We start from the raw sequence: 25,603 nt of genomic DNA, 5'->3' as shown, positions 1-25,603 counted from the left end.
AAAAAAGAGCTTACCTACATCAGATAAGCCCTTCCTCTCTATACAAAATATTTCTTCAAAAGTGGCGGTGTAATAATCGTCGTCAATATAACAACAATAACAATCGCTGTGAAATTTTCTTTCGCTAATAAATTCGCCGTAAGTCCATTTGCAGCGATGATAAGCGCTACTTCACCACGTGATACCATCCCCGCGCCAATACTAATAGAAGATTGGAGATTAAATCCTGTCAGTCTCGCTCCTAAACCTGATCCGATTAACTTTGTGAAAATTGCAATGAGAGTCATAATAATAATGAACCAAAGCTGGCTTCCAATGCCTTGAAATGTAATTTCCATTCCGATACTTACGAAGAATACTGGAACAAATATTGCATAAGCAATCGGTTCAATTTTATGTTCCACCTCATGCTTATACTCTGTTTGAGAAATAGCAATTCCTGCTGCAAATGCTCCAATAATGCCTGCAATTCCCATCATTTCACTGTAATAAGAAAAAGAGAAGCAAATAATAAGAGCCGCGCTAATTAACGCTTCTGTTACACGAAGCGGTACAAGCATTTTCATAATCCAAGGAACGACTTTCCAAGCAATAAAAACAATACTTACAAAGAAAATAATTTTCTTTACAATGACAAGTGTTATATTCACATCTTGTGTTCCTAAAAAACTCATTACAAATGCCAATAAAATAACGACAATGACATCATCAAATACGGCAGCACCTAAAATTGTTGTACTTTCTCTCGTATTCATTTTTCCTAGATCACGTAGCGTCTGGACCGTAATACTAACCGATGTTGCGCAAAGTAATAACCCTAAAAAAATGGCATGGGACTGTATTAATCCAAACAGCAATCCTGTTACATAACCACCGATGAAAGGAAAAATAATTCCACCAGCCGCTACTGCAAATGACGATTTCAAATTCCGATTTAACTCTTCTAAATCCGTTTCAAGTCCCGCCATAAACATAAGCAACAAAACACCAATCTCACTCAGTTCATCAATCAGTTCAGAACTATTAATAATACCGAGTACAGCCGGACCGATAATAATACCGACAATTAACTTACCAAGTACAGAAGGCTGACCAAGTCTTACACTAATGTCACCAGCTAATTTCGTACAAAGTAAAATGACGACAAGTTCAAAATAAAATAACATAGCATCTGCTCCTACTTTAACTTTAATCAGTGGGTCGTTAACCCCCGTCCATTTCTGCAAGTAGTTTCCCCTATTGATCCGCATTTTATTTGTCATATTTTTATTTGACAAAATATTCTGAATTATATTAAGATTAATCCAGCAATTTTAAAAACTATATACCATAACTGCACCTCCACTTCCTTACTTACTCTTTTTTAATGGGCTCATACTATAGTCGCAGTTATGGAAATGAAAAAACGGGGGGAGAGTCCAAAGTGAAGTCATTATTACGAAAAAAAGCGCTTAGTACTGAATCACCAAAGCAGCTAGCTAGAACATTAACTGCACTCGATTTAACGTTTTTAGGAATCGGCGCCGTAATTGGGACAGGGATCTTTGTATTAACAGGTATTGTTGCAGCAAAACATTCTGGTCCTGGTATTATGCTATCATTCCTTATTGCTGCATTTACTTGTGCTTGTGTAGCCTTTTGTTACGCTGAATTTGCTTCTTCTATTCCTGTCTCAGGAAGTGTGTATACTTACGCATACATGACAGTCGGAGAAGTCGTCGCCTTCATCGTCGGATGGTGTTTAATGCTCGAATATTTACTTGCCGTTGCAGCAGTAGCTGTCGGTTGGTCTGGTTATTTGCAATCATTACTACAAGGGTTCAATATACACCTGCCCGCCATAATCGCCTCGGCCCCCGGCGTAGGAAAAGGTGGTCTCATCGATTTACCTGCTGTCTGTATTTTACTTCTTATTACTGGTCTTTTAAGTTTCGGTATACGCGAAAGCGCTCGCATTAATAATATTATGGTTCTTATCAAGCTAGCAGTTATTATCGCTTTTATCGTAGCAGGCGCAAAATATGTAAAACCTGAAAACTGGACACCGTTCATTCCATTCGGATACGACGGTATTATTACCGGGGCTGCCACTGTGTTCTTCGCCTTCTTAGGATTTGATGCAATCGCAACCGCTGCAGAAGAAACGAAAAAACCGCAGCGTGATTTACCAATTGGTATTATCGGTTCTCTTCTTATTTGTACTGTTTTATATATGATTGTATCTTTCGTTTTAACAGGTATGGTTCCTTATACGCAATTAGACGTTTCTGATCCAGTTGCATTTGCATTGCATTTCGTTGGTGAGGATACAATTGCAGGACTACTCGCTGTTGGAGCGATGACTGGAATGACAACCGTCCTCTTAGTCGTTATGTATGGACAAGTTCGCGTTTCGTATGCAATGAGCCGTGACGGTCTACTTCCAAAAGCGTTAGCACGTGTAAATAAAAGAGTAAAAATCCCTTTATTAAATACGTGGATTACTGGCGTTGTTGCTGCTTTATTAGCAGGCCTTTTAGACTTACATTTGCTAGCGAATTTAGTAAACATCGGCACGTTAACAGCCTTTACATTCGTTTGCTGCGCAGTACTTATTTTACGAAAAACACACCCTGACTTAAAACGCGGATTCCGCACACCTTTCGTACCTGTACTACCAGTTGTCGCGATTCTTTGCTGCTTATATTTAATGATCAATTTGTCTAAAACAACATGGATTAGCTTTGCAGTTTGGCTTATAGTCGGCTTATGCTTCTATTTCTTCTACTCTAGAAAGCATAGTCATTTAGCTATTGAAAAAACAAATGATGAACAGAAAAAAGCATAACAAAATAGCTCGCCGATAAAATGGCGAGCTATCTTTCTGTACTATTATATTTTTTCGTTAACGATTGTAAAATGAAAAATATGCCGATGCAAGCTGTAAACCATGCCCAATTTCCTATTGGTGTCGAGTATTTGATCATTCCAATACCCACAAGCACTAAGAAAATAATCACCTGATATATGAGCTTCCACTTTTGCATATATTCCCTCCTTTACTTCGTCCCCTTCTTTTTCTTCTTCCAGGCATTCAAACTATCAAAGAAGAAGTTAATAAATAACGTTCCTAATCCTGCTAATAAAAACGTCATTAAGAATAAAACCCAAATACTTTTATCTTTTAATAAATAATATCCTACAAGGAGCACAACCGCGATCCATACATATTCAAGAATTCTTTTTAGCTTTTTCTGTTCCAACTTATTCGCTCCCTCTTTCTATGCTACTTTTAGTATAACAAAAAAGAAGCCTATCATGATAAGCTTCTTTTCTTCTCTCTTATTTGTTCATACTTTTTTCAACAAGTGAAATCGCATACTCTAATGTACGATTCATCGTTTCTACCTGTACATCTTTTACTTTTACATCTTTCACTACAGCTTCGGCCACTGTAATTTTTTGTTGTAATGATTTCACTGAACCATCTGTTACATTTACAGCTTGCGCTTTCTTCACTACTGCTTTTGCAGATTCAATATTGATTTGTAATTTTTCTTTCGTTGTTTTTGGTTGTTCTTCTGCCACTTTTGATTGTACGAATGTTACATTAGCTGATTTTAATTCGTTATATGTTTGAATAATTTGTTCCCCAGTACTTCCTACATTTTCAAATGCTTGCTTTGCAATGTTATAGCTTTTCTCTAGTTCTTGAAATGCTTCCTTTGAATATTGACCTGGCTTATTACCAAATTCATACGTACTAACTAACACTTCTTTTACTTTTCCAAGCTCTTCAAATAACGCATTTACTTGCTCTAACTTCGTACGGTTAGAAAACTCATTGTATGATGCTAATACTTCTGAAGAACTTAAAGCTTTACTATATAATTTTGCTAACGCGATTTGTCCATTTAACGGAATACCACCATTTCCGTTACTATCAGGATCCGCTCCAAATGCAAATGGTACGTTCGGGTTATAAACTTTTCCTTGAGCTGGCTGACTATTTACTTTTTTACCATCTACGTAAATTGCCACTTCGCTTCCGTTATACGTTCCTGTTAAATGATACGTTTTGTTCGCTTCTAATTGAACGCCAACACGTTTATAGCTACCTCCAATGTGAGCCCATAATTCAACATATCCACTTCCTGTAGACTCAAATCCAATTCCGCCGCTCTCTGTATTTTGCAAAATACCTTGTCCGCGAATTTCATTCATTGAAAATACAGTTTCTAATGTAAACGTATTTACTATTTTCTCTTTTTGTGCTGCTGAAAATGGAAGGTATCCAAATGTATTTGCTTTTCCGTTTAACTTCATAACATTCTTCTTCAATGCTTTATCATATTCAATAGTCACATTGCCCTTCACATCACCTTTTGTACCAAATGGTGAATTGTCTTTAAATGTACCATCTGCAAAGTTTACATCGAAAACATCAGCTTTTGGTACTTTCACATTCGGGTCAATATTATCTTTTTTCGTAGTAATTTCCGCAGTTAACGGCTGTGCGGTTTCATTGCCAAATGAATCAATCGCAACTACTTCAAGTGTATATGCTTTCCCGCCATCTAACCCTGCAAGCGTAAACGTAAGATCTTTCGGCACTGGATCACGATAAAACTCTGAGAATGCTAACAATTTATTTTTTATTTCACCCGTTTGCTTATCTCTAGCCTGCACACGGTAAGAGTGAACAAGGAGGTTGTCCAATGCTTGCGGGAATGTTACTGTTGCCGCATTTTCTGTTACATTTGATACAGCAAGCTTTGCATCTTTAGCAAAGTAAGGCTTTTCTTTATCACGATCTTCTACATGTGTAAATGTTTCTTTCTTTGCTGGTAATTTAATTTTCCAAGGCTCGCCTGTCCAAGAATTCGTATGGAAATCACGGCGATTAATCGTCACTTCTTCTTCATCTACTTCTACTAATAAACCTTGGCTTAACGTACTAGCTCCTGGCGGGATATTCCCTTGTACTTTACCACCTTCAACTTCCATATAACTTACTGAAGATGTACCAACTGATGTAAAGTCTTTTTGATGTATCGATCTCGGATCATCTAACGGATAATGTGAATGACCTGAAAACGTAATAACTTGTGGATATTCTTTTAACACTGCATTAATTTTTGCGCTATCTTGTGTTCCCCATTCCTGACTACCGTACACTGTATCTTTAATATGTTGATGTAAAAATACAAAAATCGGTTTTTCTGGATCATCTTTTTGTGCTTTTGCCATTTCTTCTTTTAACCAATTAATTTGCTTGTCCGAATAATAACCATGTGTTGTTCCATTCTCTGGAGACATAACAAGGAAGTGATAACCTTTTACCACTTTATGATAATAAATTGATTCCATACCTGTTTTTTCTAAGAAACGCTTCTGTGCACCCTCTACGGATAAACCGTTCCAATAATCATGGTTACCGAGAGAATTCATTCGCACTGCATCTTTATTTGCATTTTCATTATACACTTGCATGAAACGATCATATTGCTGCACTGATCCTGTATCTGTGAAATCACCTACAATAACAAACGCATCTTGTTTCGGTGCTAATGTATTAAACTGTTCAATCGCTCTTTTCCAGCGAAACGTATCATCCGTTCCACTATTTTTAATATGCACATCACTTACAACTGGAAAAACTATCTTCTTCTCACTTGATGCCTTTTCTTGCTTTTTCTCTTCCGCCTTGACTGATGTACTCCACGGAAATGATACGAATGCTAATACAAAAACCATTAATAATCCAATAAGGCCTTTTACTTTTCGTAAATCAGTTCTGTCCACGTAAATCCTCCTCATATAATGAATTAATTACAATGGTTATTGTATCGAACACATATTAACTTCGTTTAAAGTGAAAATGAAATTTATTTAACTTTTGTAAATATACAGTCATTTTTCTGTAACATCCAACATTACTTGTATTATCTTATACAAGTACCTTGTGTCTAACAGACTCTTATTCATTATTATGATTTGGAAGCCTATTAAACAAACTGTCCTGAAATTTTTCGCCCCTTTATTAACACAACTATCGTTTTCCAACATTTAATAGTAATAAAAAGAAAGTATGAAGGGAGGAGCTACTAATGGCTTGTAAAAAAAATATCGGCTGTTATGCCCCTTTATCTATCATCTGCCCTCCCTATGATCCACCTAATCCACCAGAACCACCAGGCTGTGAATTAATTACAAATGAATTTGCCGGTAATTTTCTTATAACAAAAGAAATTCCACCACCTTCTGAAAATCCTACATTAATCTTATGGGAAGGAGATGGTGTAGTTAAAATATCTGGTACCATTTCTGTGTATAATAGTACTAGTAGTACTGCAGGAATTACCGTTCAAATTATCGGAAAGGTGACAAATACTTTTACAGTCTATCCTGGCAACACAATGTCATATACAGGTCAATCCTTACAATCTGTGGCTATCATTGATATTCCAAATAACCCAACCCGATATATGGAAGGAAAATATTGTTGTCAATTCTCATTTTGCTTATAAATTTCTTCACCACCTTAACTTACAAACTATATAAAAAAGCATACCACTTGGTATGCTTTTGCTTATGAAATTGGATAACGTACTGTCAGACATAATTGTCCTTGGCTTACTCCCGTTCCTGTTGTTACAATTTGAATTGTAGTAAAGTATCTTACTGTAAATGATCCACTGCTTTGTGGTTGTACAGTAATTGTATTCACCACTGTCGCTCCTACTAAAAAATTCACCGTAATTGGAGCTGTACCTACATCATATTTCACATAACCTGATGCATATAAATCTTGCGTAATATTATTCGTATACACTGTTTCAGTTACCGCACCAGTAGCAGCCCAATCTATACATACCTGATCTTGAACAAGTGTTTTACTGGAACAGCATGATAAGTTAGAATTGTACATCTTAGCCCTCTCCTTTTCTATTATGAAAGTGGATAACGTGTAGTTATACAAAACTCCCCTTGATATGTTCCAGCTGTTGCAGCAGGTAAAGTTACTTCAATTGTTACGAAACGACGGTACGTAAAAGCTATACTTGTTCCTGGGTTTAATGTTTGTGTATCAATTGTAGCGCCTGCTGCATCTAAAACTGTCAGTGTGATCGGAGCCGGTCCGACGTCATATCGAACAAACCCTGTTCCAATCATATTTTGATTAATATTATTGTTGTACAGTACATTCGTAATAGCAGTCGCCACTACAGTTCCTGACCACGGACTACACACTTTATCTTGCACATAATTTTTATCTGGACAACAAGTTAATGCTGACCCTGAGCACTCACAAGACATAGTTGTTTCCCCTCTCTCTTTTATATTCCCTATATATGTATGTCACCCAGAGTCTTTTGCCTGTACTATTCATCTATTTTCAAAAAATATTCAAATGACTAGATAGATTCCGTTTTGTTTCTTTTTTTCATATATTTATAGACAAAGATACTAGCAACAATAAGAATAACGCCTCCTAATATCGGTAGCATATATTGTCCAACAACATCCGCTGCTTTTTCCCAATGTGGACCTAATTTCATTCCAAAATAAACATACAAAGTCGTTAACGGGAACATTGCTACAAATGTATAAATACTAAATTTCCATATGTTCATTTTTGCCATACCACATGGAACAGAAATAAGCGTTCGCACTCCAGGTACAAAGCGTCCAACAAATGCTACAACTGGTCCATATTTCTCAAAGAAATCATCTGCTTTTTGAATTTGTTCTTCTTTAATAAAGAAGTATTTTCCGTATTTTATTAATAGCGGACGACCACCGTAATAACCGAGTGCATATAACGTTAAAGGTCCTGTCGTTCCACCAAGTGTCCCTGCTAATACAGCCAACCAAAAATTCATATCTCCCTCGTATACCCAATACCCAACCATAGGCAACACTACTTCTGCCGGAATAAATTCAAACGTTAATGCTAACACAACTCCAAAATAAGAAAACTGCTTTAAAAACTCGATTATATCTAAAATAATTTGCTCCATATTTTTAACTCCTATCCTACGTTTACGTTATGCTTTTCTTGTAATTGAACTGGCGCCATTTTTACAATTCGGTTCAAAATAAATAACACAACTCCAATATCATCTAAAATACCAATAAACGGTAGGAAGTCTGGAATTAAATCGAGCGGCATCGCTACATACCCAACTAAAAAAGCAACAGATAAAATTTTCTTCTTTATTGAAACCTCTTTTGAAGTAAAAAAGTCAAATAGGAATGGAACAAATCGGCGAACATGGAATACAACTCTTAATCTACTAATAAGTTTTTTCATTTTTATATCTCCTCTCTTTGTATACGAAAAGGACCCTACCAAATATGGTAAGGGTCCTCAAAAAGACAGAAAGGGGCCTTTACCATTGCTGGTAAAGGTCTCACTAACAACGAAACGTTGCCAATAAAGCCGAGGGTTTCTCCCTGTAATGACGACTTTATTGTAATAAGTTACTCCCCTTTATACACAATTTTATACACTCACATTAAAATATTTCAGAGGGCTTGTCAATATATTTTATATTCCAATCCCTTCCGTAAAAAACAAAAAACGTATAGGAAATTTCTTACTATCTCATAATATACATAACCATTTTTGAACAAAGGAAGATGTTTCATTTGCATACCGTCTGGAAAGGCGCACTTTCACTTGGACTATTAAATATAGGAATTAAACTATACAGTGCCGTAGAAGAAAACGACATAAAATTTTTAAGTCTCCATAAAGAATGCTTAACACCTATTAAATATAAAAAGTTCGCTCCCGATTGTACGGATGAAGAAATTGATGATAACGATATTGTAAAAGCCTATGAATACGCACCTCATAAATATATTATTATGGATGAAAAAGAATTAGCTGAATTACAACAAGCTCATGAACCACGATCCATTCGTATTATATCTTTTGTCCAAAATAACGAAATTGATTCTGTTCTTTATGATCGCTCTTATTTTATAGGACCTACCCCAGGACATGAAAAATCCTATTTATTATTAAAAGAAGCTCTTGAACGTACAAATAAACTTGGGCTTATTCATATTTCTATTAGAAAAAAACAACATTTAGCTATTATCCGTAACTTTGAAGATGGACTAATGTTACAAACCATCCACTACCCTAATGAAATTCGCGCTATAACAAATACACCTAACTTACCAAGTAACGAAAATTATCCTATACAAAAACAAGAACTCACCGCAGCAATTAATTTAATCCACCACCTTACAAATCCTTTTGAACAAGAAATGTATACAGATGAATATAAAGAAGCCCTTACCGAATTAATCGAGAATAAAATTGAACAACAGGAAAAAACTGAAACAATCTCTCCAACTCCGAACATCATTAATATTATGGAGACATTACAGGCAAGCATTGAACAAGCAAAAATAAAAAGAGACAATAAAACAGAAAAAGGGGCCAAATAAAATTGACCTCTTTTTCTTTAAAGCGGATTACATTTCGGCATTTCAAGTCCAGACGATTGAGCTAGTTTTAATAAGTAGTAACATTCCTCTCTTGCCATATGATCTGCCATTCTAGCCGATAATACACTTAATACTTCATTCGATAACTCGAGCTCTTCCACTTCATGTAAAAAATGCGAAAATAATTTCAATTCAAGTGAAACATCTTTCGTAAACTTCTTTAATGCTGGAAAATGATGAAGCTCCGTTCGTAAATACCCTGTCATTTCAACTGCCTTTAAGTAAAATTGTTCAAAATGCTTCGTAAATTCTTCGCTTTTCTCTTTTAATCTTTTTTCAACAAGATCTAATCCACCAGAAACAGAGCCTGCGTGACCAGCCGCATCCGTTAACCAAACGAGATGATAATGTAATTCATGAAAAACAGGCGGAACTTCCCCTTTCTTCAAAAACTCTAAAACTGCTATATACTCTTCCACTTCGTTTACCATATGATTAATAAAAGTTGGCGTAAAATGAATCGTAATTTTCCCTTCCAACTGCTTCTGTATAATATTTAATTTAAACGCCCGAATCTCCTTAGCGGCTTGTTCTGCCTCTTTTGAAAATGCCATCAGATTCACATTCCGAACTTTATTTAACAAATTCGTAAATGTTTCAACAAAGTAAGTAGCTTTTTTTATATCCTCTTTTTCCTTCGGAGCTAATGCATCCAGTAAAAATTGTGCATGATCAGTAAGTACTTTTAACCAAAATTGATGCTCAAACAACGCACTTTCTTCATAATTTCTCTCCACTAAATCCCCTCCGTCTATTCATCCTTCTCTATCACTTGAAGTTTATATCCATCCGGGTCTTGTACCACAATACTCTTCTCACTTTTGTTTTCTGTGTATGCGATTTTATAAAATACTAACCTCTTCTTTATATTCTCTATGTTAGAAATTGAAAACGTTAGAACATCAACTGAGTCCGTAACACTCTTCTCACGCCCGCCCAAACTGCGCTTCATAATAAAACTAATTCTCGTTGAGTCAGCATCATACCAAACCCCTGTTACATCTAATTGAGGTCTTTCTAAACTAGGTTTAATTCCTAAAATCCCTTCGTAAAAATACAAAGTTTCCTTTAAGTTTTTCACTTCCAATACAATGAATTGTTTCACATTCTCCACATTCATTCCCCCCGTACCTATTACTTTTTTATATGTGTCATAAATGCCTATTATGTCTGAATACAATACGTAGTAATGAACACTTAAGGAGGTTTATTCGTGAATAAATATATGAGATCATTCGTGCCCTATCATAGTCCTCTCGATCCCTGTCCTCCTATTGGAAAAAAATATTATTCTACTCCTCCTAATTTATTTTTAGGCTTTCAACCGCCAAACTTACCACAATTCACACCAAAAGAAGCACTACAAAAAGGGACTTTATGGCCTGTTTTTTATGACTATTATGAAAATCCTTATAAAAAAGGGCGGTGACTACTGTCGTGAATCAATCGCTACCAGAAGAATACTATAAACTTTTACTGGAGCTTCAAGAACTGGACTTTGTACTAGTTGAACTCACTCTTTATTTAGATACACATCCAGATGACACCGCTGCGATTAATCAATTTAATGACTTTTCCTATAAACGGAGAGTATTAAAACAAAAGATGGAAGAAAAATACGGACCACTCCAACAGTTTGGAAACAGCTATTCTAATGCCCCTTGGGAATGGAGCAAAGGTCCTTGGCCATGGCAAATATAAAGGAGAGAAACTATGTGGATTTATGAAAAGAAATTACAATACCCAGTTAAAGTGGGAACTTGCAATCCCGCACTTGCAAAATTATTAATCGAGCAATACGGTGGTGCAGATGGAGAATTAGCTGCTGCACTACGTTACTTAAATCAACGTTATACAATTCCTGATAAAGTCATTGGCCTACTTACTGATATTGGTACAGAAGAATTTGCTCACCTTGAAATGATTGCTACGATGGTTTATAAGCTGACGAAAGATGCGACCCCTGAACAAATGAAAGCTGCTGGTCTTGACCCTCATTACGCTGATCATGACAGTGCTCTTCATTACCATAACGCTGCTGGTGTTCCATTTACTGCAACCTATATACAGGCTAAAGGTGATCCAATTGCCGATCTATACGAGGATATTGCAGCTGAAGAAAAAGCACGAGCAACATATCAATGGCTCATTAACTTATCCGATGATCCAGATATAAATGATAGTCTACGCTTCTTACGTGAACGTGAAATCGTTCATTCACAACGTTTCCGAGAAGCGGTTGAAATTTTAAAAGAAGAACGCGATAGAAAAATATATTTTTAATACACGTATCCTAGCGATATGTGTTTTTTTACGTTAAAAGTTAAATCCTTCCTATTAAACATATAAATAGTATATTTATTCGATTTAATGCATTATTTTTTAATATTTTCAAAATTCCCTATTGCTTTCTAGTCATCAGACCTTTAAAATAATAACAGTTACTCGACAAATTGTTTGAATTTTCGACAAAAACACTCATTAGGAGGATTTTCTTTATATGCATACAACTTTAAAACCAGCGCAAATACTTTCGATTAGTTTATTACTATTCGCAGTTTTCTTCGGTGCTGGTAATATGATTTTCCCGCCCCTTCTCGGTCTTTCTTCCGGAGAAAATATGTGGGTTTCCATTACAGGGTTTATTATTACAGACGTCGGTTTATCTTTACTTGCTATCGTTGCTGTTGCCCTTGCTGGTGGTAGTTTTAACACTTTAGCGAGCCGTGTTCATCCAAAATTCGCAGCAGTATTCGCTATCATTATTTATCTTTCAATCGGCCCACTATTTGTTATTCCACGAACTGGATCTGTATCTTATGAAATCGGGATTGCACCACTTTTCCCAGATCAATGGTATTCTATGTTAGTTTTTAGTGCGATTTTCTTTACAGTCGTTTACTTCTTATCATTAAATCCATCCAAGCTAGTAGATCATATCGGTAAAATATTAACGCCAATTTTACTTGTAATTATTGCAATTATGGCAACAAAAGCGATTCTTTCACCAGGGACGTTTGCAGAGCCTATCGGTGACTATAAAGACATCCCGTTTTTCAAAGGATTTCTTGAAGGATTTTTAACGTTAGATGCAATTGGCGCTCTCGTACTATCAACAATTGTTGTAAATGCAATTCGTCAAAATGGTATACAAGAGAAGAAATCTATCGCAAAATATACAATCATTTGCGGAAGTATCGCTGCTCTATTCTTAACAATTGTTTACTTCTTACTCGGTTATATTGGAGCTTCAAACGGAAACTTAGGACAATTCGAAAACGGTGGGCAGCTATTAGCTACTGTTATGTATCAATTTTTTGGGACAAGCGGTAATATTTTATTAAGTATCGCCATTATCTTCGCTTGTTTAACAACGGCAATTGGTGTTGTAAGTGCATTTGCAAATTACTTCACAACAGTGCTAACAAATGTTTCATACAAAAAGCTTGTACTATACGTTTGTATCTTTAGTTTCGTTATTTCAAACTTAGGATTAAGCTTATTAATTAAAATTACTTTACCTGTATTAATTATTTTGTACCCAATTACGATCATTTTAGTTTTCGTATCATTTATCGATAAATATACGAAACGTAAACCTTCTGTCTACATTGGAGCGATGATCGCAGCGTTTATTATTAGCTGTATTCATGCACTTGATAATGTGGAAATGATACCAGATTTTATCGCTAATATCGTACACACCATTCCTTTTTATAACTTAGGAATTGGCTGGATCATTCCAGCAATAATCGGTGGTATAATTGGATACTTTATTCCGCAAACAGAAGCTGCAGGTGAAGTTTCTACAAAATAAAGAAAAGAAGCAAGCATGAAATCCATGCTTGCTTCTTCTTTCTCTTCACATCGTATGTTTAAAAGTAAATAACTCTTCTTTTGACTGCAAAGCAGATTGTTCCTCTTCTACATCTTTCCTCTTTCTCTCCCCTCCTAACCTTACTTTCAACATTGCCTCTTCTATACTTTTCACAATCATATTTCCTGAAAAAATAGTTAGCCCGAAAAATGTAATCGGGACGAGAGGAATCCATGGATGCACTGTTAATGATCTAAAGTATACTCCAATTAAACCTGACCATTCATGCGTATAAGATTCCACCTCTTTTATAGGTCCACCAAACGTAACAGTCCCACCAAAGAACACTTCAAGTAATCCTAAGTGCAGTAAAATAGTAAGACTCTGCGTAAACTGTTGAAGAAATACGAGTATAAAAGTCATATAGAGATGCGGAAAAAGATGTTTTATAACAATACGTCTTCTCGATCCGCCTAATATGCGCGCGGCATCAACAAATTCTTCCGTTCGCAATTTACGAACTTCCTTCGCAACATACAGTGCAATAACTGGCATTACAAGCAGTACAAGTAATACCACTTGAAACGAAGCCCTTTCAAAAAAGGTTGTTGTCTCCTCTCCGCTTCCAAATGCATTTGCAGATTGAAGAAAAAAATACGCAATCATAACTGTCGGAATAACTGTAAAACTATCAAAGAAAGCCTCAATTTTTGAAAATCCTCTTTTTATATACGTTCCGAGTACGACACCGAAAAACACACCTATCACCATTCTAAGTGCCGCAATTAAAATAGATATACCAATCGTCCACTTCGCGCCTTCAATGACTAAATGTAACAGGTCATACCCTTTCCGGTCTGTCCCGAGTAAAAATTGTAATGAAGGTGGAAACGGTGGCACTTGTGGATTTTCATCCACATCATATTGCAATGTAACTTGTCTAATATGTCCATCATTCCATAACGTATTTCCGATGCTCAAAAGAACTAATAGGAGAAGAAACCCAATGCTTATCCAAAATCTTTTATCACGTTTTATATACGTCCACATATTATAATCTCTCCTTCATCGCAGCCGGAATGAGATAATGAAACAATTTAAATAAAATAAAAATCGGAATATATATAAGAAGCACACTAACGATGAAAACCTCAACTCTAATACCGAAATACGATTTCAAAAACATAAAAATACCACCCGTATTAAAAATCCATTCTATAATATATAAATTAGATAACATAAAAAAGATATTCGTTTTCGCAAAGAATAATGTACTAAGCAACACATTTCGTAAAATATGACGATTTAAAATATGAAAGCGCCCCAGCCCTTTCGCCTTAGCAAATAGTACATAATCTTTTTCTAGTTCATTTTCAAAACGAAGCACGACCATTTTTACAAACATAATCGTAGTCGGGATGCTCAAGCACAATATTGGCAACCCTCTAATCGACTCGCCTCCAATTGAAGCAATTTGAAAAGGTAAAAAACCTGTTTGTTTAAAAAACCATACAACTAAAATTTGTGATACTAAAATAAGAAGGATATCTGGAATGGATTCTAGGAAGATGAGAAATGATTTAATTCGATGTTGTATACGCGGTGAACTACTCATAATTACATAAACAATACAAAATGCTACAAATAATGAAATAAAAAAAGCAGCTAAAAAAATAATAATCGTTTCTTTATAATGGACGAACAGCTGCGGAAATAAAAATTTACCTCTCACATATTGCAAATTGGAAATATCCATTAAGTTCACAAACACTTCTTTTAAACTCTGTATGTACTTTGATACATCCAGCTTAAATCCATAAAACAATTTCGGCAGAGCCCCTAACATAATAATCCCCAAAATCGAAATAATAAATTGAATTGTCACTTCCATCCCATTCAGAAAAACTTTTTTGACCACGTTTTCCCTTCTCTCTCTTTATATTTTACTCTCTAATTTTATTCTTAATTTTCTGAATTGTAAATATTTTAAACGTAAAAAATCACTAGGTTATGATCCTAGTGATTCTTTATGCGCATGCCTTTCTCTTTTCGCAAACGGCATATATAAAATAAAACATCCAATAAGTGCTGCGAGTTCTAATGAAATAATATAGTAAGGATGCGGTCCTAACATATCGAGTAATGAAGCTGTTTCTGGCTTATGAGCTAAAAACATATAATTACCACCTGTTTTATAATTCACAAACGAAACAAGCGGAATCAATATGTTTAAAAATATCATCGTACGCTTAATAGATTGCAAGGTCGGTCTATAGCCTTCCACCCAAGTCATAAAGAGTGGTGCCCAAATGAGCAATACATGCGCGATAAAATATTCAATGAAACGAAAATGCGGAAAAGCATATTGCAAATTTGGTGTTAAAATGGCTTGTGATGCACCAATAATTCCCGTAAAAAATACAATCTCATATATTCGATAACTTTTCGTTACAATCATAATCGACGCTAACAACAAACTAATTGTACATAACTCAAACGGTAATGAAGTAGCTAGCTCAAAAATCCCCGCTTTCCACTCCCACATATGAAGCCCAATTTCACTACCTATAAATAAAAATGCAATCGCATATCGAACCGTTATATTCCACTCATTTTGACGTAATAAATCTTGGTATTGATACAGAAAAAATATCCCCACCAACATAATAAATAATATAATGGCATGTTGCCTTGAGTATGGAATAAACGGTTTTAATGGATGCGCACTAAAATAAGCTTCCATCTTCCTTCCTCCTCTCCTTCATACAATATTATTGTAAGAAAGAAACAACGAGTCAATTCATTTGCTTACAATAGGACAACCTCTACCTTACATTTACATATTCATACCTTACAAAACTGTAAGGTTATTGTAAGCTAAAACGATTTGTCAGATTCTTCACCTCTTCTATACTTAATGTAGATACTAAAACGAACGAAAAGGTGATAAATAGATGAAAAAGAAAAATAAGGTGTTAATTACTAGTGTAGTAGCAATCGGAATTGCAGCTGGATCATACTTTGCATTTGCTGGGGGCGGTTCAGAAGTAGCAATGGCATATAGCGGATATAAAGTAACTGAAAAACAAATCCAAAACGCGCAAAAATTTGGTGGCGAAGTTATTCCAAATGGAATTGAAACTATTTCATTCGATCCAACAAAAGGAACATATGAATTAGCTGTAAAAAAAGGCGATGAAGTGAAAAAAGGTCAGCTTCTATTTAAATACAATGATCCGACTGCTAAACAAGGTGTAACAGAAGCAGAAATGCAAAAGAAAATCGCACAAAAAGAAGTAACGTTGTTCCAAAAACAAATTGATGCGGCGAAACAAAAATTACAAAAAGATAAAAATGCAGGCCTTCCCGCTGAAGCATTAAAAGCATCAGAAGCTGAAGTTGGGCAATTAGAATCACAACTTGAAATGAAAAAGTTTGAAGTTGAAAAAGCTGATGAAATGATTAAAGCAGCAAAAGAGAAAGTAAACACTCTTTCTGTAACAAGTCCTGCTGATGGCGTAATTGATGATATCGTAAAAACTGCTGACGAAAAAACAGGTATGAGCGGAATTACTCTTCGTCACGCTGGTCAATTTAAAGTAAAAGGTCAACTTTCTGAATATGAGCTTGCTAGTATGAAAGTTGGGCAAGAAGTAACTGTTTCATCAAAAACTGTCGCTGGTAAGACTTGGACAGGAAAAGTAACAGAAATCGGTTCTACACCATTAAAGAGCATGGATGAAAATAAAACTGTTTCTAACTATCAATTCACTGTCACATTAGATAATAGTGACGAATTACAAAACGGCTTCCACGTTTACGTAACAAGTAAATCTGGCGAAGCAACTGGTACAATTGTTCCGAAAAGCAGTATCGTGAAAAAAGGTGATAAAAATGTTGTCTTCGTTGTAAAAGACGGTAAGGCGAAAGAACAAGCAGTTACTGTTGAATTCGAGACTGATAGCGAAGCAAAAGTTTCTGGAGTGAAAAAAGGAGAGGAAATTATCTCTAAACCTGAAAAAGACTTAAAAGATGGTATGGAGGTTGTCGCCCAGTGATTAACTTAAAAGGCATCACGAAATCCTTCCAAAATGGTGCAGAATCCGTTCAAATATTACACGGAATTGACGTAACACTGAACCAAGGAGAATTCACTTCTATTATGGGACCTTCTGGTTCTGGTAAATCAACATTAATGAACATTATCGGTTGCTTAGATAAACCGACGACAGGTACGTACGAACTAGCCGGTCAAAATATTTCAAACATGACTGAAACAGAACTTGCACACGTACGTAATAAAGAGATCGGATTCGTATTCCAAAACTTCATGTTATTACCGAGACTTACAGCGCTTCAAAATGTAGAACTACCTCTTATTTACGCTGGAGTCGATAAAAAAGAAAGACGCGAGCGCTCATTAGCTGCTTTAACAAAAGTCGGTTTAGCTGATCGCGCTACTCACTTACCGAACGAATTATCAGGTGGACAAAAGCAGCGTGTCGCTGTTGCACGTGCAATCGTAAATAACCCAAAATTCATTTTAGCCGATGAACCGACGGGAGCACTTGATACAAAAACAAGCACACAAATTATGGACCTCTTTTACGAATTAAATAAACAAGGCTCAACAATTATTATGATTACCCATGACCGTGAAATCGGGGAAGCTGCAGCACGTCAAATTGTAATTCGTGACGGAAATATCGTCCAAGATTGGAGAGGTTAATTTTGAATACGAGTGAAAATATACGCATGGCCCTTTCCTCTATCTTTGCTCATAAAATGCGTTCTATTTTAACGATGTTAGGTATTATTATCGGTATTAGTGCCATTATTACTATCATTTCAATGGGTGATGGTACAAATGCAAAGTTTAAAAAAGAATTAGGCCAAGGAAAAGATAACGAAGTAACGATTTACTACAACAATCCTGATTACGGAACAGATAGTGCCAAAATCACACCTGATATGCTAAACCGTCTGCAAACTGTACCAGGCGTTAAAGATGTGTATCCAGACGTAAGTATGAAAGTAAAAGCATCTGCTGGTTCAAAAGATGTAAATCTTGATTTAAAAGGTGGAACAGGCGCCTTTATGACAGATTCGAAAATAAAATTAGTTCACGGTCGTGAATTAAATGACAGTGAACTAAACCAAGCAATCCCTGCTGTTATATTAAATGAAGAAGCTTTCAACAAATTATTTAGTAGTGGTTGGGAATCAAATCAATACACAGATATAAAAGGAAAGCCGTATAAAATAGTTGGTGTATACGAAACGAAAAACGACTTTGGAATGCCTATGCCTGAAGGTTATACATCACTTGAAAATGCGCCTGTCATTTCAGGAGTAAATGAGTATGACTCTGTAAGATTAACAATGACCTCTCCGACAGAACGTAAAAGTGTAGAAAAACAAGCCGTTTCTGTCTTAAACGAAATGAAAGCTCCTAAATTTGAGCACAAATTCGAAGCACAAGACTTAGGTGAATTTACGAAACAACTAGACGAATCAATTGGTATGATGAAAATGGTATTTGGTGGTATTGCTGCTATCTCCTTACTTGTTGGTGGTATCGGTGTAATGAACATCATGCTCGTATCTGTAACAGAACGTACACGGGAGATTGGTATTCGTAAAGCACTTGGTGCAACACGTGGTAAAGTATTAACACAATTCTTAATCGAATCTTGTATTTTAACAGGACTTGGTGGTTTCATCGGATTCATGCTGGGTATTTTCTTCGCTTGGATTGTCTCAATCTTTGCTGGATGGCCACTCGTTGTCTCAAAAGAACTTGGACTTCTTGCAGTAGGTATCTCAATGTTAATCGGTATTATATTCGGTTTACTACCAGCTAACAAAGCTGCCAAACTGGATCCAATTGAATGTTTACGATATGAATAAACAAAAACGTAGGAGTTTACACTCCTACGTTTTTTATTTATCTACTAAATTGAGTTTCTTCTATTATATATGTTTCACGTTACAACTATCATTCTAATACTCTTCATTATTTATAGGTACTAAGGCTATTATCTAATTCTATTATTGCAAAAATACTATGTAATAGACGAAAATCAAGGCGTAATTTTTTCCATACTTCGACTGATTTTGTAACAATTATATCGATATTTTATTAAATTTCACCTCATTTATATATCTTCACGCCTAAAAATATTATCGTTTTATAACTAAATTTCCATTCAAACAGTAAAATACGCTACTTTCGTAACGCTATAGATATCACTCAGAAATATTACTGTAACATTATAAACGTTAAAGTAATTGAAATACTACTCATTTTGTGTTTCATATGCCCTGATACGCCAAAAAACAACAAGGAAGCGCTATCAGGATATTTATGGAATTGTTACAGAATATTAATGCCCCGTTACGAAAGCTTTGTAATTTTATGTTTTTCGCAAATAAGAAAATAATGGTTGCTATAATGAGGTCAACGAAAACAAATGCAATGGAGGCTATTATGAAAAAATTTATGGGTATAGCAACAGCAGCGGTTTTTGGTCTTGGGATTTTCACAACATCTGCTAAAGCAGAAACAATCGTAACGACTGACGTACTAAACGTACGAGAAAACCCAACTACTGAATCAAAAGTTGTAGGAAAATTATTAGATGGATATAAAGTAAATGTTTTACATACAGAAAATGGTTGGTCAAAAGTTCAATTGAATAGCGGTAAAGAAGCTTTCATAAGCGCTGACTATACAAAAGACACTTACTACGTAACAGCAAACGTATTAAACGTACGTGCTGGAGCAAACACAGACTCAGAGATTCTTGGTAAGTTGAAAAAAGATGATGTAATTGAAACAACACACCAAGTACAAAATGATTGGATTCAATTTGAATATAACGGAAAAACAGCTTATGTTCATGTTCCTTACTTAACAGGTAAAGCACCAGTTAAAGTTCAACCAGTAGCTAAAGTTGAAAAAACGACTACAGTTCAAGATACAGCTAAAGTTCGTGAAGCGGCTAAAGCTCAGGAAGTAGCTAAAACTCAAGCTAAAACTCAAGCTAAAGCTCAAGAAGCAACTAAAGCTCGCGAAGCAGCTGAAGCTCAAGCAGAAGTTAAAGCTCAAGAAGCAGCTAAAGCTCGTGAAGCAGCTAAGGCTCAAGCAGAAGCTAAAGCTCAGGCAGACGCTGAAGCTCAAGCAGAAACTAAAGCTCAAGAAGCGGCTAAAGCTCGTGAAGCAGCTAAAGCTCAGGAAGCAGCTGAAGCTCAAGCAGCGGCTAAAGCTCAAGCAGCGGCTAAAGCTCAAGCAGAAGCTAAGGCTCAAGCAGAAGCTAAAGCTCAGGCAGATGCTGAAGCTCGTGAAGCAGCTAAAGCTCAAGAGGCAGCAGCTGAAGCTCGTAAAGCAGCTAAGGCTCAAGAGGCAGCTGATCGTGAAGCAGCTAATAAAGTTCAAAAACCAGCTACACAACAACCTGTTGCAAAAGAAACTGAGAAAAACACACAATCTTCTTCTCGTGAATTCCAAGTTGTAGCAACAGCTTACACAGCAGATCCACTTGAAAATGGTTATAAAGCAGGCGACCAAGTAAAATCAGCTTTAGGTCATAACTTAACAGCTAATCCAAACATGAAACTTATTGCAGTTGATCCAAGTGTAATTCCATTAGGTTCAAAAGTATGGGTTGAAGGTTACGGAGTAGCAATCGCTGGTGATACTGGTGGAGCTATTAAAGGTAATAAAATCGACGTTTTAATGCCAGATAAAGGTACATCAAGTAGCTGGGGACGTAAAACAGTTACAGTTAAAGTATTAAACTAGTTAGTAAAAAAGAGTCAGTCTCATCCTTGAGGCTGGCTCTTTTTTATGATTCTTACATTCTTTCTTTCTCTTGAAAGTAAGTAATGTTATCTCGAAGCCACTTCCTCTCCGACATAAACAAGTTTCCACGTTTTTTGTACACTTTATCAAATATCTTTAAAACTTCTTCATGATTAGCAAACTTATGTAAGAAACGAAGAGCAATGATAATCTCTGCTTCATCCGTAGGCTCTACTTCATTTTTACGTCTTCTAGCAACAATTTTATTCACACGTTCGCAAATTGGTCTCATTGCCATTTCGTCGCCATACGTATAAATAGCTCGAACAGCTTCATATTTCACCATCACATTTCTATCCTGTAAAGCTTCAATATAAACTATTTGCAAGTCCGATCCCCCTATTTTTGCTAACACCTCAATAACAGTTGAACGAACATAGGCACTATTACTATATAAAAGCTTTGTTAACGGCAGAATCGATTGATTTGTTCCAATCTCAAGCAAGGTATAACAAATATTTGTAATCTCATCTTTATTTTCTTGAGTATCCAGCAACTTTAGTAAAGCACTCTCCGCTTCTAATGATTTACATAACTTTAAGGAAGAAACTGCCCAAAAACGAACACTATCGTTTTTATGGTAAATATACGGAATAATTTTATTTGTATCACTTACTTCTGGCAATGTATAAATATTACTAAGCAGTTCACTTAACAAAGTCGGGTTTTGTTCACATTCCAAACAATCTATAAGATAATCAGCAATACTGATCTCTTTCGTATTAATAGCAAGTTTCGTCATTACATAATACATATCTTTCTTCATTGCTATTTTTTTTGCTTTGGTTACCTTCTGCTGTAAATAAGGAAACGTTAATAGGTCATCTAGCTCTTTTGCTTCATCATAAGCACGATGCCTAACCTCTGTATCTTCATCAGCCATCCGCCTTAATAAACTATCTATATACCCTTCCATCTCATTCTCTCCCGTCCAAATTAAGTCTATCTCTTTGCATTCTATATACGATAGACTACTATATCAACAGAAAAAAGAGAATGCCCCAGCATCCTCTCCTTCTCTTCTCTATTCCACACAAGTAAACTGCGTCCAAGCTCCTACATAATCTAGTAAGAATAACTCCTCTTCCGCAATTGTACCGACGATATTTTTCCGTTCATCTATCGGCATTTCTTTCAAGATGATTTGCAGTTCACCTTTATACTTTCCGAATGAGTTATTACCAATTACAACTTGCCCTCTTTCCTGTAGCACACTTTCGCGCACTGGGAAGTCATAGTCTTTGTACTTTTTACGCACTTCTGTAGAACGTACCATATATTCTGTTATGTCACCGCGCCTTACATGTAATTCTTGCAGCGTGGCTCTCTTTTCTACTTCAGTCGCTTCGTCTACAAAGTGTACCTTTAGCTGTAACATGTAGCGATTTAAGTTTCCTAGTTTCTCTAACTCTTCCTCACTCGCATAAGCATTTCCGATAATGACATCATCGATTAGCCCTGTTGCCCATAAATGCTTCGCTTGTACTTCAATTGGTAAATTACGATGCTCTTCTAACGTACATAATCCGTCGTTAATATCCCATGGACCGATGTTTGCGGCATGTGATGTAATAAAAGCTGCACTGCGAATACCATGCTTTTTAAAGCGTTCACTACAGCGAATGAAATAATCGTACGGAAGACCAGTGAATTTTTGCGGATAAAAATTATGGCAACCAATTAAAGCTGATTTATTCGCTTGATGCGAAAGAATATTTTCTAAGTACGCAATATCGTTACTTACATTTAACTCAATTTTTAAACCGTACGGATTATTCGTCATTTTCGCTTCCGTCAATCCGTCAAAACCTACATCTAAACGAATACCGTCTGCGCCTAACTCTGCGAAAAATGATAGATCGCTATAACTAATACCAAGCTGATCAAACACAGCCGGAGCTACATCTAAAATAACTTCCATATCGTTATCTTTTGCGTGATTGATAATCTCTTTAAATTCAGCTACAATTTCTTCTTTCGGACGATTCACAGATAACAAACAAGTAAATATTCTTGAAAAACCGTGTCGTGCCGCTGCGGAAATATAAGCCATATCTTTTTCTTTCGTTGAATGTTCTGGATAAAGTGAAATTCCTAATTTACGCTCCATGCTTTTGCATCTCCTTCACACGTTGTATTAATGCCATGCTCGTAAATCTATATTTTGCAGATAAACACGTTGCACATAAAATTGTCGGTACAATAATTACGTACGGTGATTGCAATCCTAACATTACATATGCACCCATTGAACAACCGATAAATAAAACTGATACTAATAGTAACACTAATAAAGATTTACTTTGTACCCATTTCGAATAATGAGCAATACACTGTCCGACCACGAATGTAATTAAGATGATAATTGCTCCGAGCATTCTGTTTTCTCCTCTCCTGCTAATTGTTGTTTCTCATACATTTTGAAGAATGGATAGTAAATAACGAACGAGATAACAAAGTTAACAAGTACAAGTACACCAGCCATAATTGTCCAGTCCGTACTAATCACCGCTGCAATTGGTGCTAACATCGTAAATGGCAGTTTCGCCATCATAAGTGGAATCATACCTGAAACAACTGCGAAATATGATACCGTCGTTGTCACTAACGGTGTAATAACGAACGGAATAATTAAGATTGGGTTCATTACAATTGGTGCACCGAAAATAATTGGTTCGTTAATATTGAATAAACCTGGTACGAATGATAATCTACCTAACTCTTTTAGGAACTTAGATTTAGAGAACATAAACATAATTACTAAAGCTAACGTTGAACCTGATCCGCCAATCCATACAAACCATTGAATGAATTGCTCTGTAAATAAGTTTGGTAACTGATGTGCATTTCCTGTAGCCGTGAACACTTCCATATTTTCAAGAATTGCTGAATCCCACATCGGACGAATAATTGGTCCTAAAATCGCTGGTCCATGTATACCGAATGACCAGAAAAACACGATTAAGAATACTGTTAATAAACCACCGAATAAATTATTTCCTACTAATACTGATTTTAGTGGTGCGATTAAATATGTAATTGTTGTATTTACATCGAATTTCAAACCGTAGCGAATGCCCCAGAATAAAAGAATAACTGCTAACGTTGGAATTAATGCTGCAAACGAATTTGAAACTGCTGGTGGTACACTATCTGGTAATTTAATCGAGATATTATACTTAATCATAAAATGATAAATTTCTACTGCAATTAATGCTGTAACAATTGCGCCGAATAAAGACGTTGCACTTAATGTTCCTACTGAAATATATCTCCCTGCATCAATAACACCTGGTACAGCTTTCGTAATTTGAATTGGTTCAACTGATGCTAGTAAAAAGGCGAGTACAGATAATAACCCTGCACTTAACTGATTGAGCTGATAAAAGTTCGCGAGCGAAGCCCCTACTCCAAATGCTGCGTATAATGCCATTAGTCCTACTGTAAATCGAAATGGAATATCTAAAATATGGCGAAACGGTGCAATCCATTCCATATATGCATCAATTGGTAAATTTAAAAAGATAACGAAAAATGATCCGACGATCGTTAACGGTAATGTAGAAATAACTCCGTTTCGAATTGCTAATAAATGTCGTTGTCCTGCAATTTTTTGCGTTGTTGGCATAATCTTTTGTTCCATAAAACTCATAAACCCATTCATCAATAGCCCTCCTCTTTCTCTCTACTATAAAAGAACGAAATAAACTTTATAACATTATAATGTTTATATTTAAAAAGATATAATTATGCTAAAACTAATTGTTCTGCTTGCTTAAGCACTTTCAAACCATCACACATACCATAATCTCGTTGGTCTATAATCGCAACTGGTATGTTGTATGAATTTGCAAGAAACTCTACAGCTGGAAATAAATATTTCACCTGTGGGCCAATTAAAACGACATCGGCTTCCTTAATTTCAAGCTTCACTAGTTCTGAATCAACCGCCTTAATTTTATAATTCTTCCCCTGTTTCTTTGCCTCTTCTTGCATTTTTCTTACGACCATACTCGTTGACATACCTGCTGCACAACATAATAAAATGTACATCTTATACGGTCACTTTCTCTTCTACTCGTTTATGAAGAGCAATAAACTCTTCAGCCAGTTCTTTCACTGTAATTGCATTCATTAAATGATCTTGTGCGTGCACTAACAGTAAACTAATTTCTGCATGATTTCCTCTTGCCTCTTCTTGAATTAAATCCGTTTGAATACGGTGCGCTGCTGAAATTTCCTCACTAGCAAGTTTCATCTTTTCACCGGCATTCCCGAAATCTCCTTGTCTTGCAAAAGCAATTGCTTCAAGCGCCGCGCTTCTCGCATTGCCACCATGTAAAATTAACGCAAATGGAGTTTGCATATCAGCCATTTTAAATTCCCCCAAGCTATATGTTTCTATATTTTTATCT

Annotated in this window: 30 protein-coding genes; 11 read left to right on the top strand and 19 right to left on the bottom strand. The window is 35.8% G+C overall.

Translation table 11 applies throughout. The features are described from left to right. Window positions 1–38: 38 nt before the first annotated feature. Window positions 39–1,262: a cation:proton antiporter gene (locus DN407_RS04250; RefSeq protein WP_061113410.1), complete on the bottom strand. Its 1,224-nt coding sequence runs from the start codon at window positions 1,260–1,262 to the stop codon at window positions 39–41. Window positions 1,263–1,423: 161 nt separating this feature from the next. Here DN407_RS04250 and bcaP point away from each other — a divergent pair, with 161 nt between their 5' ends. Continuing rightward, complete coding sequence (gene bcaP, locus DN407_RS04245) at window positions 1,424–2,827, top strand: branched-chain amino acid transporter BcaP (RefSeq protein ID WP_084065439.1); 1,404 nt, start codon at window positions 1,424–1,426, stop codon at window positions 2,825–2,827. A 28-nt stretch (window positions 2,828–2,855) separates the two neighbouring features. Here the strand turns inward: bcaP and DN407_RS31490 are convergent, their stop codons facing one another. From DN407_RS31490 to DN407_RS04235, 3 genes are all read right to left on the bottom strand, one after another. Beyond that, a complete protein-coding gene (locus DN407_RS31490) occupies window positions 2,856–3,026 on the bottom strand; it encodes a hypothetical protein (RefSeq protein ID WP_001174850.1) in 171 nt (56 codons plus the stop codon). A 12-nt stretch (window positions 3,027–3,038) separates the two neighbouring features. Continuing rightward, window positions 3,039–3,242: a hypothetical protein gene (locus DN407_RS04240; protein ID WP_000435800.1), complete on the bottom strand. Its 204-nt coding sequence runs from the start codon at window positions 3,240–3,242 to the stop codon at window positions 3,039–3,041. 79 nt (window positions 3,243–3,321) lie between these two features. Continuing rightward, window positions 3,322–5,784 carry a LamG-like jellyroll fold domain-containing protein gene (locus tag DN407_RS04235; protein ID WP_118043413.1) on the bottom strand — a complete coding sequence of 821 codons (2,463 nt, stop codon included), beginning with the start codon at window positions 5,782–5,784 and terminating at the stop codon, window positions 3,322–3,324. A 305-nt stretch (window positions 5,785–6,089) separates the two neighbouring features. On the opposite strand from DN407_RS04235, the gene DN407_RS04230 reads away from it, so the two are divergent. After that, window positions 6,090–6,509: an S-Ena type endospore appendage gene (locus DN407_RS04230; protein WP_000752308.1), complete on the top strand. Its 420-nt coding sequence runs from the start codon at window positions 6,090–6,092 to the stop codon at window positions 6,507–6,509. Between the two features lie 62 nt (window positions 6,510–6,571). Here the strand turns inward: DN407_RS04230 and DN407_RS04225 are convergent, their stop codons facing one another. The 4 genes from DN407_RS04225 to DN407_RS04210 form a co-directional block, all read right to left on the bottom strand. Next, window positions 6,572–6,910, bottom strand: coding sequence for a DUF3992 domain-containing protein (locus DN407_RS04225; RefSeq protein WP_000282809.1), 339 nt, complete (start codon window positions 6,908–6,910; stop codon window positions 6,572–6,574). A 20-nt stretch (window positions 6,911–6,930) separates the two neighbouring features. Next, window positions 6,931–7,299: a DUF3992 domain-containing protein gene (locus DN407_RS04220; RefSeq protein ID WP_001277547.1), complete on the bottom strand. Its 369-nt coding sequence runs from the start codon at window positions 7,297–7,299 to the stop codon at window positions 6,931–6,933. A gap of 98 nt (window positions 7,300–7,397) precedes the next feature. Continuing rightward, window positions 7,398–8,003, bottom strand: a complete 606-nt coding sequence (locus tag DN407_RS04215) for a DedA family protein (RefSeq protein ID WP_000435017.1) — start codon at window positions 8,001–8,003, stop codon at window positions 7,398–7,400. A gap of 11 nt (window positions 8,004–8,014) precedes the next feature. Continuing rightward, window positions 8,015–8,296, bottom strand: a complete 282-nt coding sequence (locus DN407_RS04210) for a YkvA family protein (RefSeq protein WP_000733854.1) — start codon at window positions 8,294–8,296, stop codon at window positions 8,015–8,017. Window positions 8,297–8,634: 338 nt separating this feature from the next. On the opposite strand from DN407_RS04210, the gene ku reads away from it, so the two are divergent. Then, a complete protein-coding gene (gene ku, locus DN407_RS04205; RefSeq protein ID WP_149216037.1) occupies window positions 8,635–9,447 on the top strand; it encodes a non-homologous end joining protein Ku in 813 nt (270 codons plus the stop codon). Between the two features lie 17 nt (window positions 9,448–9,464). Here the strand turns inward: ku and DN407_RS04200 are convergent, their stop codons facing one another. Together DN407_RS04200 and DN407_RS04195 are read right to left on the bottom strand one after the other, a co-directional pair. Further along, entirely contained in the window at window positions 9,465–10,244 is a 780-nt protein-coding gene (locus tag DN407_RS04200; protein WP_149216036.1) for a DUF2935 domain-containing protein, read from the bottom strand. A gap of 14 nt (window positions 10,245–10,258) precedes the next feature. Next, complete coding sequence (locus DN407_RS04195) at window positions 10,259–10,627, bottom strand: VOC family protein (RefSeq protein ID WP_098023156.1); 369 nt, start codon at window positions 10,625–10,627, stop codon at window positions 10,259–10,261. Window positions 10,628–10,720: 93 nt separating this feature from the next. On the opposite strand from DN407_RS04195, the gene DN407_RS04190 reads away from it, so the two are divergent. The 4 genes from DN407_RS04190 (at window position 10,721) to brnQ2 (ending at window position 13,324) form a co-directional block, all read left to right on the top strand. After that, window positions 10,721–10,936 carry a spore coat associated protein CotJA gene (locus DN407_RS04190; protein WP_001046257.1) on the top strand — a complete coding sequence of 72 codons (216 nt, stop codon included), beginning with the start codon at window positions 10,721–10,723 and terminating at the stop codon, window positions 10,934–10,936. Between the two features lie 8 nt (window positions 10,937–10,944). Then, window positions 10,945–11,208, top strand: a complete 264-nt coding sequence (locus DN407_RS04185; RefSeq protein ID WP_001076509.1) for a spore coat protein CotJB — start codon at window positions 10,945–10,947, stop codon at window positions 11,206–11,208. Window positions 11,209–11,220: 12 nt separating this feature from the next. After that, the gene (gene cotJC / locus DN407_RS04180; protein WP_000265274.1) at window positions 11,221–11,790 is read left to right on the top strand and encodes a spore coat protein CotJC; all 570 of its coding nucleotides are present in this window, start codon (window positions 11,221–11,223) and stop codon (window positions 11,788–11,790) included. A 217-nt stretch (window positions 11,791–12,007) separates the two neighbouring features. Next, window positions 12,008–13,324 carry a branched-chain amino acid transport system II carrier protein BrnQ2 gene (brnQ2, locus tag DN407_RS04175; protein ID WP_000557553.1) on the top strand — a complete coding sequence of 439 codons (1,317 nt, stop codon included), beginning with the start codon at window positions 12,008–12,010 and terminating at the stop codon, window positions 13,322–13,324. 45 nt (window positions 13,325–13,369) lie between these two features. Here brnQ2 and DN407_RS04170 read toward each other — a convergent pair whose 3' ends face one another. The 3 genes from DN407_RS04170 to DN407_RS04160 all read right to left on the bottom strand — a co-directional run bounded on the left by DN407_RS04170 (window position 13,370) and on the right by DN407_RS04160 (window position 16,067). Then, on the bottom strand, window positions 13,370–14,374 hold the full coding sequence (locus DN407_RS04170; protein ID WP_000269984.1) for an ABC transporter permease: 1,005 nt from the start codon (window positions 14,372–14,374) through the stop codon (window positions 13,370–13,372). 1 nt (window position 14,375) lies between these two features. Next, window positions 14,376–15,242: an ABC transporter permease subunit gene (locus DN407_RS04165; RefSeq protein ID WP_118043412.1), complete on the bottom strand. Its 867-nt coding sequence runs from the start codon at window positions 15,240–15,242 to the stop codon at window positions 14,376–14,378. A gap of 90 nt (window positions 15,243–15,332) precedes the next feature. Continuing rightward, window positions 15,333–16,067: a YwaF family protein gene (locus DN407_RS04160; RefSeq protein WP_016109278.1), complete on the bottom strand. Its 735-nt coding sequence runs from the start codon at window positions 16,065–16,067 to the stop codon at window positions 15,333–15,335. Window positions 16,068–16,278: 211 nt separating this feature from the next. Here DN407_RS04160 and DN407_RS04155 point away from each other — a divergent pair, with 211 nt between their 5' ends. The 4 genes from DN407_RS04155 (at window position 16,279) to entC (ending at window position 21,128) form a co-directional block, all read left to right on the top strand. After that, the gene (locus DN407_RS04155) at window positions 16,279–17,382 is read left to right on the top strand and encodes an efflux RND transporter periplasmic adaptor subunit (protein WP_000728828.1); all 1,104 of its coding nucleotides are present in this window, start codon (window positions 16,279–16,281) and stop codon (window positions 17,380–17,382) included. After that, a complete protein-coding gene (locus tag DN407_RS04150) occupies window positions 17,379–18,053 on the top strand; it encodes an ABC transporter ATP-binding protein (protein ID WP_000609104.1) in 675 nt (224 codons plus the stop codon). Before DN407_RS04155 ends, DN407_RS04150 begins: the two co-directional genes overlap by 4 nt. A gap of 26 nt (window positions 18,054–18,079) precedes the next feature. After that, window positions 18,080–19,234 carry an ABC transporter permease gene (locus tag DN407_RS04145; protein ID WP_001986269.1) on the top strand — a complete coding sequence of 385 codons (1,155 nt, stop codon included), beginning with the start codon at window positions 18,080–18,082 and terminating at the stop codon, window positions 19,232–19,234. Window positions 19,235–19,691: 457 nt separating this feature from the next. After that, window positions 19,692–21,128 carry a cell wall-binding protein EntC gene (gene entC / locus DN407_RS04140; RefSeq protein WP_149216035.1) on the top strand — a complete coding sequence of 479 codons (1,437 nt, stop codon included), beginning with the start codon at window positions 19,692–19,694 and terminating at the stop codon, window positions 21,126–21,128. Window positions 21,129–21,180: 52 nt separating this feature from the next. On the opposite strand, the gene DN407_RS04135 is transcribed toward entC, so the two are convergent. The 6 genes from DN407_RS04135 to DN407_RS04110 all read right to left on the bottom strand — a co-directional run bounded on the left by DN407_RS04135 (window position 21,181) and on the right by DN407_RS04110 (window position 25,563). Then, window positions 21,181–22,104 (bottom strand): HEAT repeat domain-containing protein, encoded by a 924-nt coding sequence (locus DN407_RS04135; RefSeq protein ID WP_061654739.1) that lies wholly within the window; start codon window positions 22,102–22,104, stop codon window positions 21,181–21,183. Window positions 22,105–22,212: 108 nt separating this feature from the next. Next, on the bottom strand, window positions 22,213–23,298 hold the full coding sequence (locus DN407_RS04130; protein WP_061654740.1) for a DUF871 domain-containing protein: 1,086 nt from the start codon (window positions 23,296–23,298) through the stop codon (window positions 22,213–22,215). Further along, window positions 23,288–23,566: a hypothetical protein gene (locus DN407_RS04125; RefSeq protein ID WP_000900048.1), complete on the bottom strand. Its 279-nt coding sequence runs from the start codon at window positions 23,564–23,566 to the stop codon at window positions 23,288–23,290. Before DN407_RS04125 ends, DN407_RS04130 begins: the two co-directional genes overlap by 11 nt. Then, the gene (locus DN407_RS04120) at window positions 23,542–24,852 is read right to left on the bottom strand and encodes a PTS sugar transporter subunit IIC (RefSeq protein ID WP_149216034.1); all 1,311 of its coding nucleotides are present in this window, start codon (window positions 24,850–24,852) and stop codon (window positions 23,542–23,544) included. The genes DN407_RS04125 and DN407_RS04120 overlap by 25 nt, the downstream gene beginning before the upstream one ends. A gap of 83 nt (window positions 24,853–24,935) precedes the next feature. Continuing rightward, complete coding sequence (locus tag DN407_RS04115; protein WP_000275642.1) at window positions 24,936–25,241, bottom strand: PTS sugar transporter subunit IIB; 306 nt, start codon at window positions 25,239–25,241, stop codon at window positions 24,936–24,938. A gap of 1 nt (window position 25,242) precedes the next feature. Next, window positions 25,243–25,563, bottom strand: coding sequence for a PTS lactose/cellobiose transporter subunit IIA (locus DN407_RS04110; RefSeq protein WP_000774631.1), 321 nt, complete (start codon window positions 25,561–25,563; stop codon window positions 25,243–25,245). Window positions 25,564–25,603: the final 40 nt, after the last annotated feature.

Source organism: Bacillus sp. JAS24-2 (assembly GCF_008274905.1).
GTDB lineage: Bacteria > Bacillota > Bacilli > Bacillales > Bacillaceae_G > Bacillus_A > Bacillus_A cereus.
Note: the sequence above shows the minus strand (reverse complement) of the source record. Positions and strands in the feature narration are given on the sequence as shown.